The sequence below is a fragment of the Mycobacterium gordonae genome (genome assembly GCF_002101675.1).
Classification (GTDB): Bacteria; Actinomycetota; Actinomycetes; order Mycobacteriales; family Mycobacteriaceae; genus Mycobacterium; species Mycobacterium gordonae.
The window spans coordinates 17113-33284 of record NZ_LQOY01000102.1; the positions used below are offsets into that span (position 1 = coordinate 17113).

General features: G+C 66.7%; 13 protein-coding genes and 1 pseudogene. 10 read left to right on the forward strand and 4 right to left on the reverse strand.

The features are described from left to right. The first annotated feature begins 123 nt into the window (after nucleotides 1-123). From AWC08_RS17035 to AWC08_RS17045, 3 genes are read left to right on the forward strand one after another with little or no spacing between them, the layout of a single operon-like run. On the forward strand, nucleotides 124-1770 hold the full coding sequence (locus AWC08_RS17035) for a DAK2 domain-containing protein (protein WP_069434692.1): 1647 nt from the start codon (nucleotides 124-126) through the stop codon (nucleotides 1768-1770). Continuing rightward, nucleotides 1770-3995, forward strand: a complete 2226-nt coding sequence (gene recG, locus AWC08_RS17040) for an ATP-dependent DNA helicase RecG (protein ID WP_065134760.1) — start codon at nucleotides 1770-1772, stop codon at nucleotides 3993-3995. Before AWC08_RS17035 ends, recG begins: the two co-directional genes overlap by 1 nt. Next, complete coding sequence (locus AWC08_RS17045) at nucleotides 3992-4705, forward strand: HNH endonuclease family protein (protein WP_069434691.1); 714 nt, start codon at nucleotides 3992-3994, stop codon at nucleotides 4703-4705. The genes recG and AWC08_RS17045 overlap by 4 nt, the downstream gene beginning before the upstream one ends. A 72-nt stretch (nucleotides 4706-4777) precedes the next feature. On the opposite strand, the gene AWC08_RS17050 is transcribed toward AWC08_RS17045, so the two are convergent. After that, a complete protein-coding gene (locus tag AWC08_RS17050) occupies nucleotides 4778-5626 on the reverse strand; it encodes an aldo/keto reductase (protein ID WP_069434690.1) in 849 nt (282 codons plus the stop codon). A gap of 197 nt (nucleotides 5627-5823) precedes the next feature. On the opposite strand from AWC08_RS17050, the gene AWC08_RS17055 reads away from it, so the two are divergent. The 6 genes from AWC08_RS17055 (at nucleotide 5824) to coaD (ending at nucleotide 12879) form a co-directional block, all read left to right on the forward strand. Then, a complete protein-coding gene (locus AWC08_RS17055; protein ID WP_069434689.1) occupies nucleotides 5824-6942 on the forward strand; it encodes an alpha/beta hydrolase in 1119 nt (372 codons plus the stop codon). A gap of 73 nt (nucleotides 6943-7015) precedes the next feature. Next, a complete protein-coding gene (locus AWC08_RS17060; RefSeq protein ID WP_069434688.1) occupies nucleotides 7016-7789 on the forward strand; it encodes a DsbA family protein in 774 nt (257 codons plus the stop codon). Nucleotides 7790-7794: 5 nt separating this feature from the next. Continuing rightward, a complete protein-coding gene (locus AWC08_RS17065; protein WP_085088009.1) occupies nucleotides 7795-8421 on the forward strand; it encodes a vitamin K epoxide reductase family protein in 627 nt (208 codons plus the stop codon). A gap of 14 nt (nucleotides 8422-8435) precedes the next feature. After that, on the forward strand, nucleotides 8436-11819 hold the full coding sequence (locus tag AWC08_RS17070; RefSeq protein ID WP_065134754.1) for a pyruvate carboxylase: 3384 nt from the start codon (nucleotides 8436-8438) through the stop codon (nucleotides 11817-11819). Then, nucleotides 11816-12382 carry a 16S rRNA (guanine(966)-N(2))-methyltransferase RsmD gene (gene rsmD, locus AWC08_RS17075; protein ID WP_065134773.1) on the forward strand — a complete coding sequence of 189 codons (567 nt, stop codon included), beginning with the start codon at nucleotides 11816-11818 and terminating at the stop codon, nucleotides 12380-12382. Before AWC08_RS17070 ends, rsmD begins: the two co-directional genes overlap by 4 nt. A gap of 11 nt (nucleotides 12383-12393) precedes the next feature. Continuing rightward, complete coding sequence (gene coaD, locus AWC08_RS17080; protein ID WP_065134753.1) at nucleotides 12394-12879, forward strand: pantetheine-phosphate adenylyltransferase; 486 nt, start codon at nucleotides 12394-12396, stop codon at nucleotides 12877-12879. Here coaD and AWC08_RS17085 read toward each other — a convergent pair. Beyond that, nucleotides 12876-13832 carry a metallophosphoesterase gene (locus AWC08_RS17085; RefSeq protein ID WP_069435526.1) on the reverse strand — a complete coding sequence of 319 codons (957 nt, stop codon included), beginning with the start codon at nucleotides 13830-13832 and terminating at the stop codon, nucleotides 12876-12878. The genes coaD and AWC08_RS17085 overlap by 4 nt on opposite strands. A 99-nt stretch (nucleotides 13833-13931) precedes the next feature. Here AWC08_RS17085 and AWC08_RS17090 point away from each other — a divergent pair, with 99 nt between their 5' ends. Further along, nucleotides 13932-14990: an NAD-dependent epimerase/dehydratase family protein gene (locus AWC08_RS17090; RefSeq protein ID WP_069435525.1), complete on the forward strand. Its 1059-nt coding sequence runs from the start codon at nucleotides 13932-13934 to the stop codon at nucleotides 14988-14990. Nucleotide 14991: 1 nt separating this feature from the next. On the opposite strand, the gene purU is transcribed toward AWC08_RS17090, so the two are convergent. Both purU and AWC08_RS17100 read right to left on the reverse strand, forming a co-directional pair. Next, on the reverse strand, nucleotides 14992-15864 hold the full coding sequence (purU, locus tag AWC08_RS17095; RefSeq protein WP_372513487.1) for a formyltetrahydrofolate deformylase: 873 nt from the start codon (nucleotides 15862-15864) through the stop codon (nucleotides 14992-14994). A gap of 62 nt (nucleotides 15865-15926) precedes the next feature. Continuing rightward, nucleotides 15927-16172 (reverse strand): annotated as a pseudogene (locus AWC08_RS17100) (hypothetical protein); the annotation flags it as partial.

Here is a 16172-nt window from a genome sequence, read left to right on the forward strand (position 1 = left end):
TCGGCAACCACCAAAACGCCTCAGACACCTGTCGCCCGAGCTGACTAGGCTCTTGCACGATTACGCTGGCGCGCACCGGGGGGCGCACCAAGCGCTGATAGAGGAGGTGGGGTCGGGTTGGTCATGTCGGAACGTCCGTTGGACGGCCCCGCCCTGCGCGACTGGGCACACACCGCCGTCAGCGACCTGATCACCCACATCGACGAGATCAACCGGCTCAATGTGTTCCCGGTCGCCGACGCCGACACGGGCGCGAACATGCTGTTCACCATGCGTTCCGCGCTGGCTGAGGTCGACGCGCACGCCGACGACGAGGACGTCGCCCGGGTGGCGGCCGCCCTGTCAGCGGGCGCGGTGACCGGAGCACGCGGCAACTCCGGGGTGATCCTGTCCCAGATCCTGCTCGGCATTGCCGAGGTGACCGCGGACGCTGCCGATGACTCCGGCGGCCACCTGCCCGCCGTCGACGCGGCAACGCTCGGTGCGGCCCTGTGGCGCGGCCTGGAGCTGGTGGTGGCATCGATGGGCGGCGACGAGGTGCCGGGCACGATCGTCTCGGTGCTGCGCGCGGCCGCCATCGCCGTCGAGCAGTCCGCGGCCGCCGGCGACACGCTGTCGCGGGCCGTCATCGATGCCGGCGACGCGGCGGTGGTGGCGCTGGAAAAGACCACCGAACAACTCGACGTGCTCGCCGACGCGGGCGTGGTGGACGCCGGGGGGCGTGGCCTGCTGGTCATGCTGGACTCACTGCGTTCGACCATCACCGGCAGCGCGCCTGCGCGCTCCATCTACGAGCCCTCGCCGCAGTCGCGGACCACCGACACTCCCGCGCGACGCCCGGCACCGCAGTTCGAGGTGATGTACCTGCTGGCCGGCTGTGACTCGGCGGCCGCCGACACGCTGCGTGACCGGCTCGGCGAACTCGGTGACTCGGTGGCGATCGCGGCGGCTCCGTCGGAGAGCTATTCGGTACATGTGCACACCGACGACGCCGGCGCCGCCATCGAGGCCGGCGTCGCCGCGGGACAGTTGAGCCGGATCGTGGTTTCGGCGCTCAGTTCCGGCGCCACCGGCCTGCCGGCGGGCAGCTGGACCCGCGAGCGCGCGGTCTTGGCCGTCGTCGACGGGGACGGCGCCGACGAGCTGTTCGCCGGCGAAGGCGCCTGCGTGCTGCGGCCAGATCCGGGTGCCGACATCACCGCCCACCAGCTGGTCCGCGCGGTGGTGGACACCGGCGCCGCCCAGGTGATGGTGCTGCCTAACGGCTACGTGGCCGCCGAAGAGCTGGTGGCAGGCTGCACCGCCGCGAACGGCTGGGGCGTGGACGTGGTCCCGGTGCCGACCGGATCGATGGTGCAGGGCTTGGCGGCCCTGGCCGTCCACGATCCAGGGCGCCAGGCCGTCGACGACGGCTACTCGATGGCCCGCGCCGCCGGTGCGGCCCGGCACGGATCGGTGCGCATCGCCACCGAGAACGCTTTGACCTGGGCCGGCACCTGCAAGCCGGGCGACGGCCTGGGCATTGCCGGTGACGAGGTGCTGATCGTGGCCGACGACGTCACCGCGGCCGCCATCGGCTTGCTGGATCTGCTGCTGGCCTCCGGCGGCGATCTGGTGACGGTATTGACCGGCTCCGAACTCGCCGACACCGATATCGAGGCGGTGGGCAGTGTCCTGGAGCGGCACATGCACGATCGCCACCCGGGCAGTGAGCTGCTGACCTACCGCACCGGGCATCGCGGCGACGTGCTGTTGATCGGGGTCGAGTAGTGGTCGGGCTGGGTGACCGGCTCGACATGGTCATCGGCGCGAAGTCCGCTGACCCCCTCGACGAGGTGTTCGGCATCAAGACGGTCGGCGACCTGCTGCGGCACTATCCGCGCAGCTACGTCGCACGCAACGGCACACGCGGCATCGAGGACGAGCGCCCGGAGGAAGGCGAGCACGTCACCATCGTCGACGTGATCACGTCCGCGAAGCCCGGCTGGATGAAGAAGCGTACGCCGAACCAGAAACAGCGGAAGTTCCTCCGGATCACCGTCGGATCCGGTCGCGGCAAGGTGACGGCGACGTTCTTCAACGCGGAATACATCATGAAGGACCTCACGGAGGGCACCAAGGTGATGCTCTCCGGGGAAGTCGGCTACTTCAAAGGAGCCATGCAGTTCACTCACCCGGACTACTACATTCTGGATTCCCCACATGGAAGAAGCCACGGCAGCAAATCCCTGCGCAGCATCGCTGAAGCTTCCCAGAGGTCCCGCGGCGAAGTCGCGATGGAGGAGTTCGAGCGTCCCTTCTACCCGATCTACCCGGCCAGTGCGAAATTGCAGACCTGGGACATTTATGGGTGTGTACGGCAGGTCCTGGCCGTCTTGGATCCGGTGCACGAGCCGCTGCCGGCGGACCTACGGGCCAGGCATGACCTGATCGGTGAAGACGAGGCGCTGCGCGCCATCCACCTCTCCGACGAGGAACGGCTGCGTGAGCAGGCCCGCCGCCGGCTGACCTTCGACGAGGCGGTCGGCCTGCAGTGGGCGCTGGTCGCCCGCCGCCACGGCGAGCTGTCCGAATCGGGACCGGCGGCGCCGCCGCGCTCCGACGGGCTGTCGACCGAGCTGATGCAGCGGCTGCCCTTCGAGCTGACCGCCGGCCAGCGCGAGGTGCTCGCGGTGTTGTCCGAAGACCTGTCGCAGACCCGCCCGATGAACCGGCTGCTGCAGGGCGAGGTCGGGTCGGGCAAGACCATCGTTTCCGTACTGGCGATGATGCAGATGGTCGACGCGGGGTACCAGTGTGCGTTGCTCGCGCCGACGGAAGTGCTTGCGGCGCAACATCTTATGTCGATCACCAACGTGCTGGGCCCGTTAGGGATGGGTGGTCAGCTGGGCGGGGACGACAACGCGACCCGAGTGGCGCTGCTCACCGGGTCGATGACGGCCGGGCAGAAGAAGAAGGTCCGTGCCGAGATCGCGAGCGGCCAGGCCGGCATCGTCATCGGCACCCACGCGCTGCTGCAGGAGTCGGTCGAGTTCCACAAGCTGGGTCTGGTGGTGGTCGACGAGCAACACCGCTTCGGCGTCGAGCAGCGAGATCAGTTGCGCGCCAAGGCTCCTCCCGGCATCACCCCGCATCTGCTGGTGATGACCGCAACGCCGATCCCGCGCACTGTCGCCCTGACGGTGTACGGCGACTTGGAGACGTCGGTCTTGCGGGAACTGCCGCGGGGACGCCAGCCGATCACCAGCAGCGTGATCTTCGTCAAGGACAAGCCGACGTGGCTCGAGCGGGCGTGGCAGCGGATCAGGGAGGAAGTCGCCGCCGGCCGCCAGGCCTACGTGGTGACGCCGCGGATCGACGAAACCGAGGCCGACGCCAAACCCGATGAGCGGCCGTCGGCGACGGCCGAGGGCACGTTCGCGCAGCTGTACGCCAATGAGCTGGCGGGCTTACGGCTGGGCCTGATGCACGGACGGTTGCCGTCCGACGAGAAGGAAGCCGCGATGGCCGCGTTCCGGGCCGGCCAGATCGATGTGCTGGTGTGCACCACCGTTATCGAGGTGGGCGTCGACGTCCCCAATGCCACCGTGATGCTGGTGCTGGATGCCGACCGGTTCGGGATCAGCCAGCTGCATCAGTTGCGGGGCCGCATCGGCCGCGGGCAGCATCCGAGTTTGTGCCTGCTGGCGACCTGGAGCTCGGAGGGGTCACAGGCCGGAAGGCGGTTGAAGGCGGTCGCCGCGACCATGGACGGGTTCGCGCTCGCCGACCTGGACCTCAAGGAGCGCAAGGAAGGGGATGTGCTGGGCCGCAACCAGTCCGGCCGGGCGATCACCCTGCGGCTGCTGTCGCTGGCCGACCATCTGGACGTCATCGAGGCCGCCCGCGCCTACTGTCTGGCCGCCTACGATCAGAATCCCGCCAATGCCGATCTGGCTTTGATGGCAGCGCCTTTCACCAACGCCGACCGCATCGAATACCTGGACAAGTCATGACCCGCAGGACGCTGTGGTGGCTGGCCGCCATCGCGGCGCTCGCCGTGCTGGTCGCCTACCAGACGCTGGGAACGTCCGCGGCCCGGCGTGCCGACGAATTCGCCGCTCGCGCAGACGTTCCCACCGTGGCGCCGGGTACGGACGTCCTCGAGGGTATCGGTGTCGTCCCGCAGCGCCTGCACCGCTATGACTACCTGCGCTCGGCGTTCGGCGACGCCTGGACCGACGACAACGACGCCCCCGGCGGCCACAACGGGTGCGACACCCGCGACGACATCCTCAACCGTGATCTGGTGGAGGTCACACACGTCTACACCAAGCGCTGCCCAGATGCCGTGGCCACCGGCATCCTGCACGATCCCTACACCAACACCGTCATCACCTTCCAGCGCGGCGCCAAGGTGGGCGAGTCGGTGCAGATCGACCATCTGGTGCCGCTGTCCTACGCGTGGGACATGGGCGCCAACGGCTGGCCGCCGGCGCAGCGGGTGCGGTTCGCCAACGATCCCGCCAACTTGCTGGCCGTGCAGGGACAGGCCAACCAAGACAAGGGCGACTCGCCGCCGGCACAGTGGATGCCGCCAAACAGCGCTTTCACTTGCCAGTACGCGGTGCAGTTCACCGCCGTGCTGCGCGGCTACTCGCTGCCGGTGGACCAGGCCTCCGGCGACGTGCTGCGCCGCGCCGCGGCGACCTGCCCGGCCGGCTGAGGCGGCCGACTGTGAATCTCCCGACCCGACACGCTGGGCAGCGTCGCAATCTTCACGTTCGGCGGCCGTCAATTAGGTGCCGGCGTAGGTCTCCGGATCCGGACGAAGCCGAGTGCCGTCGTTGAGTCCGTTCAGCGCATCCATGTGCTCGGCGGCCAGTTCGAAGTCGAACACGTCCAGGTTCCCCGAGATGTGCTCGGCATCGGCCGAACGGAACACGACCGAGTTGCCTAGCTGCACATTCCAGCGCAACAGCACCTGTGACGCCGTCTTGCCGTACTCGCCCGCGACCGCAGTCACGGTCGCGTTGTCCGACAGCTTGCCGAGAGCCAGGGGGGTGTAGGCCTGCGTCACGATCTGGTGCCCGGCGTTGGCTTTGCGCAGTTCGTCCTGATTGAGCAGCGGGTGCAGTTCAATCTGGTTGACCGCCGGGGTGACGAACGTCAGGTCGATCACCATCTCCAGATACTCCGCCGTGAAGTTCGACACGCCGATCGAGCGGGTGTGTCCCTCCCCGCGGGACTGAATCAGTCCACCCCAGGAGTCCACGTATTTGCCCTGCTCGGGCGCCGGCCAGTGGATCAGATACAGGTCGAGGTAATCGAGGCCCAGCCGCTCCAGGCTGGCCTTGCAGGCGTCCTGAGAAAGGTTGAAGCCGTGCTGGTCGGTGGCGAGCTTGCTGGTGACGAACAGTTCCGCGCGCGGGATGCCGGAGGCGGCGATGGCGCGGCCCACTGCGGCCTCGTTGCCGTAAGCGGCGGCGGTGTCGATGAGCCGGCAACCCATCTCCAGCGCGGCCGACACCGCGCGTTCTGTCTCGTCGTCCGAGAGGTCCGCGGTGCCGAGGCCGAGCACTGGAATCGTGTTCTCGTCGTTGAGAGTTATTGAGGGAACCGCCGCGGCGCCCGACTCGCCAGTCACGTAATTTCACCTACCTGTCTGAAGTGAATGCTCACCGATCTCGGGACCACGATATTACCGAGTTGGATATGCGACCTAATCAACCCTGTGCCGAGTGTCCGAATTCGCTGCAGAGGTCACGACGTACAGTTGGTCGCGGGGTACGCCGGAATCGGCGAGTGATACAGCGTCACCAAAGTTCTTGTCAGGAGCGGCGCATGACCAAAAGTCTGCCAGGCACGCAGGACCTCCATACCGGAGCAAAGCGTGGACCGACCGGGTGGATGACCCGCGTCCAGAACACCGTCACCACCGTAGGCGTCAAAGTCATTCCGTGGATTCCCTCCGCCGGCAAGCGACTGCTGACGCGGGGCCGTTCGGTGATCATCGACGGCAACACGCTCGATCCGACGTTGCAACTGATGCTGACGGGCCTGCGGGCCGCCGGAATCGACGGCCTGGTCACCGACGACGATGCCGCCGCCTCCCGGGCCATGATGCGTCTGAACATGGAGTCGATGCCCGGTCCGCAGATTCATGTGGACGTCAGCGAACTCTCGTTGCCCGGCAAAGCCGGTGTGCTCCGAGCGCGCCACTACCGCCCGCCCGCTGACGGGCCGGCGCCGTTGCTGGTCTTCTACCACGGTGGCGGCTGGGTGATCGGCGACCTCGACACCCACGACGCTCTGTGCCGCTTGACCTGCCGCGACGCGGCCACGCACGTGCTGTCCATCGACTACCGGCTGGCGCCCGAGCATCCGGCACCCGCGGCAATCGAGGACGCGTTTACCGCCTTCCAGTGGGCCTGCGAGCACGCGGAGGAACTCGGCGCCATTCCCGGACGGGTCGCCGTGGGTGGCGACAGCGCGGGCGGCAACCTGGCGGCGGTGGTCAGCCAGATGGCTCGGGACCACGGTGGCCCCGCCCCGGTGTTGCAGTGGCTGATCTACCCGCGCACCGACTTCACCGCGCGAACCCGGTCGCTGAGCCTGTTTGCCCGGGGCTTCCTGCTTACCAAGCGCGACATCGACTGGTTCACGGCCCAATATCTCAGGAAGTCGGGGATCGACCTGAAGGATCCGAAGGTCTCGCCGGCGCTGGCCGAATCGCTGTCCGGGCTGGCACCCGCGTTGATCGCCGTCGCCGGATTCGACCCGCTGCGCGACGAGGGCCAGGACTACGCGGCGGCGCTGCGGGCTGCCGGCACGGACGTTGACTTGCGTTATCTGCGCTCGTTGACCCACGGTTTCGCCAATCTGTTCCAGCTGGGGGGCGGCAGTGCGGCAGGGACCACGGAGCTGATTTCGGCGTTGCGGGCACACCTGAGCCGGTGCTGACCGGATTCACCCGGGCCGTCGGTAGTCTAGAGGCGCCCGACTGCGGGTGAAGTCAACGAAACGTGAGGTTCCCGTGGCCGACAAACCCAAGCGCCCTGCCCGACTCGACCTGAAGTCCGGGTCCGGCGACGGCAAGTTCGGCAGACTCATCCAGATCGGCGGCACCGCCGTGGTGGTGATCTTCGCCGTCGTCCTGGTCTTCTACATTGTCACCAACAATCACAAGAAGACCCCGATCAGCGGGGAAGGCGCGGTCCGCGTGACCTCCGGCAAGCTGGTCACCGACAATGGCCAGCCCAATGGCAAGCCCAAAGCGGTGGTGGCCTTCTACGAGGACTTTCTCTGTCCGGCATGCGGCAACTTCGAGCGGGGCTTCGGGCCAACGGTGTCCAAGCTGATCGACATCGGCGCCATCGCCGCGGACTACTCCATGGTGACGATCCTGGACAGTCCGCGCACTCAGAACTATTCGTCGCGGGCCGCGGCCGCGGCCTACTGCGTGGCCGACGAATCCATCGAAGCGTTCCGCCGGTTCCACGCGGCGCTGTACAGCACGGACATCCAACCCTCCGAGACCGGCACGAAGTTTCCCGACAATGCGCGACTGATCGAGATCGCTCGCGAGGCTGGTGCGGCGGGCAAGGTGCCGGACTGCATCAACAGCGGTAAGTACATCTCGAAGGTCACCGGGCTGGCGGCGGCCAGCAATATCCGGGCGACCCCGACCGTCCGGATCAACGGCAACGAGTACGATCCGTCGACGCCCGACGCGCTGGTCGCCAAGATCAGGGAAATCGTCGGCAACATACCCGGTATGGACGAGGCTTCGGCCGCAGCGAAGACGTAACTCAGATGTCAGTCGATGTCGTCGCCGAAGAGTCCGGCGAGCTGCAGCCGGCGGCCGCGCCGGTGCCTGTGCTGAGCGCCTGGTGGGTGCTGATCGGCGGGGGGATCGGATTGCTTTCCTCGATCACCTTGACGGTGGAAAAAATTGAGCTGCTGCGCAACGCCGCCTACGTGCCGACCTGCAACATCAACCCGATCCTGTCGTGCGGCTCGGTGATGGTGACCAAACAAGCCTCGGTGTTCGGCTTCCCCAATCCGTTGCTGGGCATTGCCGGGTTCACCGTGGTGGTGGTCACCGGCGTGCTGGCCGTGGCGAAAGTGCCGCTGCCCCGGTGGTATTGGACCGGCCTGGAGGTCGGGCTGGCGATCGGTGCGGTGTTCGTGCACTGGCTGATCTTCCAGAGCCTGTACCGGATCGGGGCCCTGTGCCCGTACTGCATGGTGGTGTGGGCCGTCACCATCACACTGCTGGTGGTGGTGGCGGCATCAATCCTGCTGCGTCCGACGTTGAACGACCGCGGCATATTGCGGTTCCTGTTCGGATGGCGGTGGTCACTTGTCACGTTCTGGTTCACCGCCGTGTTCCTGCTGATTATGGTCCGCTTCTGGAACTATTGGTCGACGCTCATCTGAGTTAGGGGTCAAGGGTGATCTCCAAAGTGCTGGTGGCCAATCGCGGAGAGATCGCGATCCGGGCGTTCCGCGCGGCCTACGAACTCGGCGTCGGCACCGTCGCCGTCTACTCGTATGAGGACCGCAACTCGCTGCATCGGCTGAAGGCCGACGAGTCCTACCAGATCGGCGAGGTCGGGCACCCGGTGCGCGCGTACCTGTCGGTGGACGAGATCGTAGAGACGGCGCGGCGCTGCGGGGCGGACGCCGTCTACCCCGGTTACGGATTCCTCTCGGAGAACCCGGATCTGGCCGCGGCGTGCGCGGCAGCCGGTATCGCCTTCGTCGGTCCGGGCGCGGAAGTGCTTGAGCTGACCGGCAATAAGTCGCGGGCGATCGCGGCGGCGCGGGAAGCCGGCCTGCCGGTACTGGAGTCTTCGGCGCCGTCGTCGTCGGTCGACGAACTCGTGTCAGCCGCTGATGCCATGCGATTTCCGTTGTTCGTCAAGGCCGTTGCCGGCGGCGGCGGCCGCGGGATGCGCCGGGTCACGGACAGCGCCGCGCTGGCCGAGGCCATCGAAGCGGCCAGCCGGGAAGCCGAGTCGGCGTTCGGGGACCCGACGGTGTATCTGGAACAAGCCGTGCTCCGACCGCGCCACATCGAGGTGCAGATCCTCGCCGACACGCACGGCAACGTCATTCATCTCTACGAGCGCGACTGCAGCGTGCAGCGCCGCCATCAAAAGGTCATCGAACTGGCACCGGCGCCCAACCTGTCGCCCGAGCTGCGGGAGCGGATGTGCGGGGACGCCGTCGCGTTCGCCCGTCATATCGGTTACAGCTGCGCGGGCACGGTCGAGTTCTTGCTCGACGAGAGCGGCGATTACGTCTTCATCGAGATGAATCCGCGAATTCAGGTGGAGCACACCGTAACCGAGGAGATCACCGACGTCGATTTGGTCTCCAGCCAGCTGCGCATCGCCTCCGGGGAGACACTCGAAGATCTCGGCCTGACGCAGGACGGCGTCCGGCCCCACGGTGCGGCGTTGCAGTGCCGCATCACCACCGAGGACCCGGCCAACGGCTTCCGTCCCGACACCGGGCGGATCAGCGCCCTGCGGACGCCGGGTGGTGCCGGTATCCGGTTGGACGGCAGCACCAACCTGGGCGCCGAGATCAGCGCGCACTTCGACTCCATGCTGGTCAAGCTGACCTGTCGGGGTCGGGATTTCCAGACTGCGGTCAACCGGGCGCGCCGCGCCATGGCGGAGTTCCGGATTCGCGGGGTATCGACGAACATTCCTTTCCTGCAAGCGGTTCTGGACGACCCGGACTTCCAGGCCGGCCGCATCACCACGTCGTTCATCGACGACCGGCCGCAGCTGCTGACCGCGCGCACCTCGGCCGACCGCGGCACCAAGATCCTCAACTACCTGGCCGACGTCACCGTCAACAAGCCGCACGGCACCCGCCCGTCGAAGGTGTACCCGCAGGACAAGCTGCCCGACATCGACCGGGACACTCCGCCGCCGGCCGGTTCCAAGCAACGTCTGGCCGAACTCGGCCCGGAGGGGTTCGCGCGCTGGCTGCGGGAGTCGCCGGCAGTGGGGGTGACCGACACGACGTTCCGCGACGCGCACCAGTCGCTGCTCGCGACCCGGGTGCGCACCAGCGGATTACTCATGGTCGCACCGTATCTCGCGCGCACCACGCCGCAGCTGCTGTCGGTGGAGTGCTGGGGCGGAGCGACCTACGACGTGGCGCTGCGGTTCCTCAAGGAAGACCCGTGGGAGCGGCTGGCCGCCCTGCGCGAGTCGATCCCCAACATCTGTCTGCAGATGCTGTTGCGGGGCCGGAACACTGTGGGATATACGCCGTATCCGGAGATCGTCACGTCGGCATTCATCGAGGAGGCGACGACCACCGGCATCGACATCTTCCGGATCTTCGACGCGCTGAACAATCTCGATTCGATGCGCCCGGCCATCGACGCGGTGCGCGAAACCGGTTCGGCGGTAGCCGAAGTCGCGATGTGCTACACCGGTGACCTGTCCGATCCGGGGGAGCGGCTGTACACGCTGGACTATTACCTGCGGCTGGCCGAGAGCATCGTGGAGGCCGGCGCGCATGTGCTGGCCATCAAGGACATGGCCGGGCTGTTGCGGGCGCCGGCCGCCCATACGCTGGTCAGTGCGCTGCGCAGTCGATTCGACCTGCCGGTGCACGTCCACACTCATGACACGCCGGGGGGCCAGCTCGGCAGTTACGTGGCGGCGTGGCAGGCCGGGGCCGACGCGGTCGACGGGGCGGCAGCGCCGATGGCCGGCACCACCAGCCAGCCCGCGCTGAGTTCGATCGTGGCCGCGGCCGCGCACACCGAATACGACACCGGCTTGTCGCTGCCGGCGGTGTGCGCGCTGGAGCCGTACTGGGAGGCGCTGCGAAAGGTCTACGCGCCTTTCGAATCTGGCTTGCCCGGCCCGACCGGGCGGGTCTACCACCACGAGATTCCGGGCGGCCAGTTGTCGAACCTGCGCCAGCAGGCGATCGCACTCGGGCTCGGCGACCGGTTCGAGGAGATCGAAGAGGCCTACGCCGGGGCCGACCGGGTGCTGGGCCGGCTGATCAAGGTGACTCCGTCGTCGAAGGTGGTGGGCGATCTGGCGCTGGCGCTGGTCGGCTCGGGTCTGTCCGCCGACGAATTCGCCTCGGATCCGGCGCGTTTCGACATCCCCGACTCGGTGCTCGGGTTTCTGCGTGGTGAGCTGGGCGACCCGGCGGGCGGATGGCCGGAGCCGCTGCGCGAGAAGGCGCTGGCCGGTCGCGCGCCGGCCAAGCCGGCTCCAAGCCTGACCACCGACGACGAGAATGCCCTGTCGGCGCCCGGGCCGAAACGGCAGGCAACCCTGAACAGGCTGCTGTTTCCCGGTCCGACAAAGGAATTCGAGGAACACCGGGATAACTACGGTGACACCTCGCAGTTGTCGGCCAACCAGTTCTTCTACGGCCTGCGCCAGGGCGAAGAGCACCGGGTGAAACTGGAGCGCGGCGTGGAGCTGCTGATCGGGCTGGAGGCCATCTCCGAACCCGACGAGCGGGGAATGCGTACCGTCATGTGCATCATCAACGGCCAGCTGCGCCCGGTGCTGGTGCGCGACCGCAGCATCGCCAGCGCGGTGCCGGCCGCCGAGAAAGCCGACCGTGGCAACCCCAATCACGTTGCGGCGCCGTTCGCGGGCGTAGTCACCGTCAGCGTGTCCGACGGCGACCGGGTGACCGCCGGGCAGACCATCGCCACCATCGAAGCGATGAAGATGGAAGCGCCGATCACCGCGCCCGGCGACGGCACCGTGGAACGCGTCGCCGTGTCGAGCACGGCTCAGGTGGAGGGCGGAGACCTGCTGGTGGTGCTGCGCTGACGCGCATCATCGGCGGTGTGGCCCGGGGCCGGCGGCTCACGGTTCCGCCGCGGGGAACCAGGCCGACCACCGACCGGGTGCGAGAATCGCTGTTCAACATCCTCACAGCACGACTTGACCTGACCGGTGTGGCGGTGCTCGATCTGTATGCGGGCTCGGGAGCGCTCGGGCTGGAGGCGTTGTCGCGCGGGGCGGCGTCCGCGCTGTTCGTCGAATCCGACCAGCGCACCGCGGCCGTACTGGCGCGAAACATCGTCGCAGCGGGGCTGCCCGGGGCAGTGGTGCGCCGCGGCACGGTGGCCACGGTGCTGGCGGCCGGCGCGGTCTCGCCGGTGGACCTGGTGCTCGCCGACCCGCCCTATGACATCGAAACCGAAGGTGTGAACGCCGTTTTGGAGGCGTTGGCCTTCAACGGCTGGGTGCGGGAGGGGACCGTGGCGGTGGTGGAGCGCGGTGTCGCCAGTGCCCCGTTGACCTGGCCGGCTGGCTGGTCGGCGTGGCCCGAGCGGGTTTACGGCGACACCCGTCTCGAGCTGGCCGAACTGGTATCTGCGGCCGTGTAGCGTCGTCTCCTATGTCAGGCGCGGTATGCCCCGGGTCCTTCGACCCGGTCACGTTAGGCCACATCGACGTCTTCGAGCGCGCCGCGGCCCAGTTCGACGAGGTGGTGGTCGCGATCCTGATCAACCCGGCCAAGAAGGGCATGTTCGAACTCGACGAACGCATCGCGATGATCGAAGAGTCGACGACCCACCTGCCCAACCTGCGGGTGGAATCCGGGCAGGGTCTGGTGGTCGACTTCGTCCGATCCCAGGGGATGAACGCGATCGTCAAGGGTCTGCGCACCGGCACTGACTTCGAATATGAGCTGCAGATGGCTCAGATGAACAAGCATGTGGCCGGGGTCGACACCTTCTTCGTCGCCACCGCGCCGCGGTATTCGTTCGTCTCGTCATCGCTGGCAAAAGAAGTCGCGATGCTTGGCGGTGACGTGAGCGAGCTACTGCCCGAACCCGTCAACCGGCGCCTGCGTGAACGGATCGCCCGCCGCGACGATTAGCCGGACTGCCAATAGTTTTCGGCTTGGATGGTGCTCTCGCCGGACCACCGATAGGCGGTCAGCTTTCCGCCTTTGGCCGCGCTGAAGTCCACACAGGCGCAGTGTGCGGTCCAGTCGCGCGTGTGCCGGGGGCTGCCGGTGCGCCAGTAGTGGCCGTACAACACCGGAATGCGCTCACTGTAGGTGTATGACCGCTCTTCTGGGGTAATCTCGACGTCCGGCAACGGGGGATAGGGTGTACCGTCCGCGGCGGTGAAAGTATCTGATATTTCTGCGATTTGGCGCAGCGTGGTGGCGCTGTTGTCCCACCAGCGGATCCGGGCCTCGCCGCGCAGGTGATCGTCCTTGTCCTTGAACGGCGGTATCTGGCGGCCCGTCAGACTGATTTCGGGCCCTTTGAGCAACACCTCGATGGCCTGGTAGAGGTCGCTTCCCTTGGTGGAGGCGTCGACGATCTGGTCCAGGCTGCTGAAACGATTCGAACCCAGCTGCCGCTCAACTGTTCTCATGGAGTGCTCATGCCAGCAAGCATGCACCACCCGCAGGTCGCCCAGATCCAGCCACAACGGAAGCGTCGTGAACCACTGCACGTAGTGCGCCCGCTGATCGTCGGTGAGCTGATCGACGAACTGCCGGTGCTGCCGGTTGTTCTTGTCGCTGTGTTCCCTTAAGTGGCGCCCGCTGCCGGCGGGATGTTCGGTCGCGTATCCGATGGCGTTGAATTCGTGGTTGCCCATGACGATTTGGGCGTGTCCGCCGTCGACCATGTCCTTGACGATTTCGAGGACACGCAGTTGCTCACTACCGCGGTCGACCAGATCGCCGACAAAGATCGCCTGTCGTTCGGGATTTGTGAATGTGCCGTCTTTACGTTGATATCCGAGTTCGGTGAGCAGGGTATGCAGAGCGGACGCGCAGCCATGAATGTCGCCGATGATGTCGTAGCCCTGCACGAACCGATTTAATCATCAGCCACCGAACGGTATAGCGCTCCGGTAACCGATTGAGTTACCGTCCTGCACAGAGTTGCTTGACCGGGATCGAGGACTGCCATGTCGGGAACCGTGCTGATCACCGGTGCTTTCGGTCTGGTGGGGACCGAGGCCGTCAGACGGTTCGCCGCCGAGGGGTGGCGGGTGATCGCCACGGCGCATCGCAAGGCCTACGAAGAGCTACCGCCGCGGGTGGAGACCCGGTGGACCGATCTGACGGACCCCGCTCAGGTGCGTTCTTTGGTGGCGGAGGTGTCGCCCGATGTGATCGTTCACCTCGCGGCTGTGATCCCGCCGCTGGTGTATCGAGACGCCGTGTTCGCCCGCAAGCTGAATGTCGGTGCCACCGGGGCTCTGCTGGATGCCGCTTCGCATCAACCGAACCCGCCACGCTTCCTGCATGCCTCCAGCACCGCGATCTACGGCTCCCGCAATCCCTATCGCCATCAGGAATTCTTGGCTGTCGACACGCCACTTCGGCCCTGCGAACTCTACGGCGGTCACAAGCTGGAAGCTGAGGAGCTCGTAAGGTCCTCGCATCTGGACTGGGTGGTGTTGCGGCTCGGCGGTGTGCTGAGCACCGATCCGAGAGCCATGCCCGTGACCCGCGACATGATGTACTTCAGCAGTGCACTGCCGTCTGATGGGCGGGTGCATTCAGTCGACACCCGGGACGTGGCAGCGGCATTCGCGGCGGCAGCGCAGCGCGATGTCGTCGGGGAGATCTTTCTGATCGGTGGCGACGACTCGCATCTGCTGCGGCAGGGTGACATCGGGTCGGCGATGGCGGCCGCGCAGGGCATGCCCGGGTTGATGCCGCCGGGGCGGCCGGGTGACCCGAACGATGACGACGGTTGGTATCCCAACGCCGATTGGATGGATGTGGATGTGGCGCAGCGGGTGCTGACGTTCCAGCACCATTCATGGCCGGACATGCTGGGTGAGATGCGTGCCCAAACCGGTTGGAAGCGCTACCCGAGGCGGGTCGTCGTGCCGGTGGCGCGCCAGTTCATCGAACGACAAGGGGCATACCGCAATTTGCCCGGGCAGTACGCCGATGTGTGGGCGGCTCTGGGCGCGCGATTCGGCGATACGGCGGTGGACACCGCCAAAGCCTAGGTCAGAACACGATGGTCTGATTGTTGTGCACGATGACGCGGTCCTGGCAGTGCCACAACACCGCGCGAGACAGTACCGCGCGTTCCACATCGGCGCCCACGCGCACCAGATCTCCCACGGTGTCAGTGTGGCTGACGCGCACCACGTCCTGTTCGATGATGGGCCCCTCGTCGAGCACTTCGGTGACGTAGTGCGCGGTGGCGCCGACGAGTTTGACGCCGCGCTCCCGGGCCCGCTTGTAGGGCGCCGCGCCGATGAACGCCGGGAGAAAAGAGTGGTGGATGTTGATCAGCGGACACCCGACCGCGGACAGGAAGTCTGCTGTCAGGATCTGCATGTAGCGAGCCAGCACCACCAGATCAACGTTGCCACTGAGCAATTGGAGCTGGCGCTGTTCGGCCTCGGCGCGGGTGTCGCGGGTGGCGGGAATGTGGACGAACGGCACCCCGAAGGGCCTTACCTGCTCAGCCAGGTCGGGATGGTTGGCGATCACCATGGCGATGGACATCTGCAGTTCGCCACGGCGGTTGCGCCATAACAGGTCCAGTAGGCAATGGTCGTCCTTGGATGCCATGATGGCGACCCGCTTGGGCTTGGCGGCCTCGGTGAACCGGTAGTCGATTCCGAACTTTTCGGCCACGGTCGCGGCGAAATCCCGCTCGAGTCCGTCGATCGCAGCGGTCAGCCCGGGCAGGTGAAAGATGGCTCGCTGCAGGAATGTTCCGCCTTCGGGTGCGGTGGAATGCTGGTCCAGCGAGATAATATTGGCCCCGGCCTCTGTCAGGAAGGTGCTCACCGCAGCAATGATTCCGGGCCGGTCGTGGCAGCGCAGCAACAACCGTCCGATGTCGGCGGGCTCGTTGGGTGTCGACACCAGGTCCCTTTCGCTGTGATTTCCGCAGGCCACAATACCGCCGCGGATGGGCGTTGCGGCAGCTACGGCTCGTCTTCGTCGTCGTCGGGGGCGAAGAGTTTCTCCGGGTGGTGGACGGTGTTGGTGCGGGGTTGGCCGTGATCGAGGTGGGCGGGTGGGATCCATTGGGTGTCGCCTCGGGCGTTTTTTCGGGTGGTCCAGCCTTTTTCGGCGAGGCGGTTGTGCGGTCCACACGCGAGGGTGAGGTCGTGGATGTCGGTGTAGAAGGTGGTGGTCCAGCCGGAGACGTGGTGGACCTCGGTGTGGTA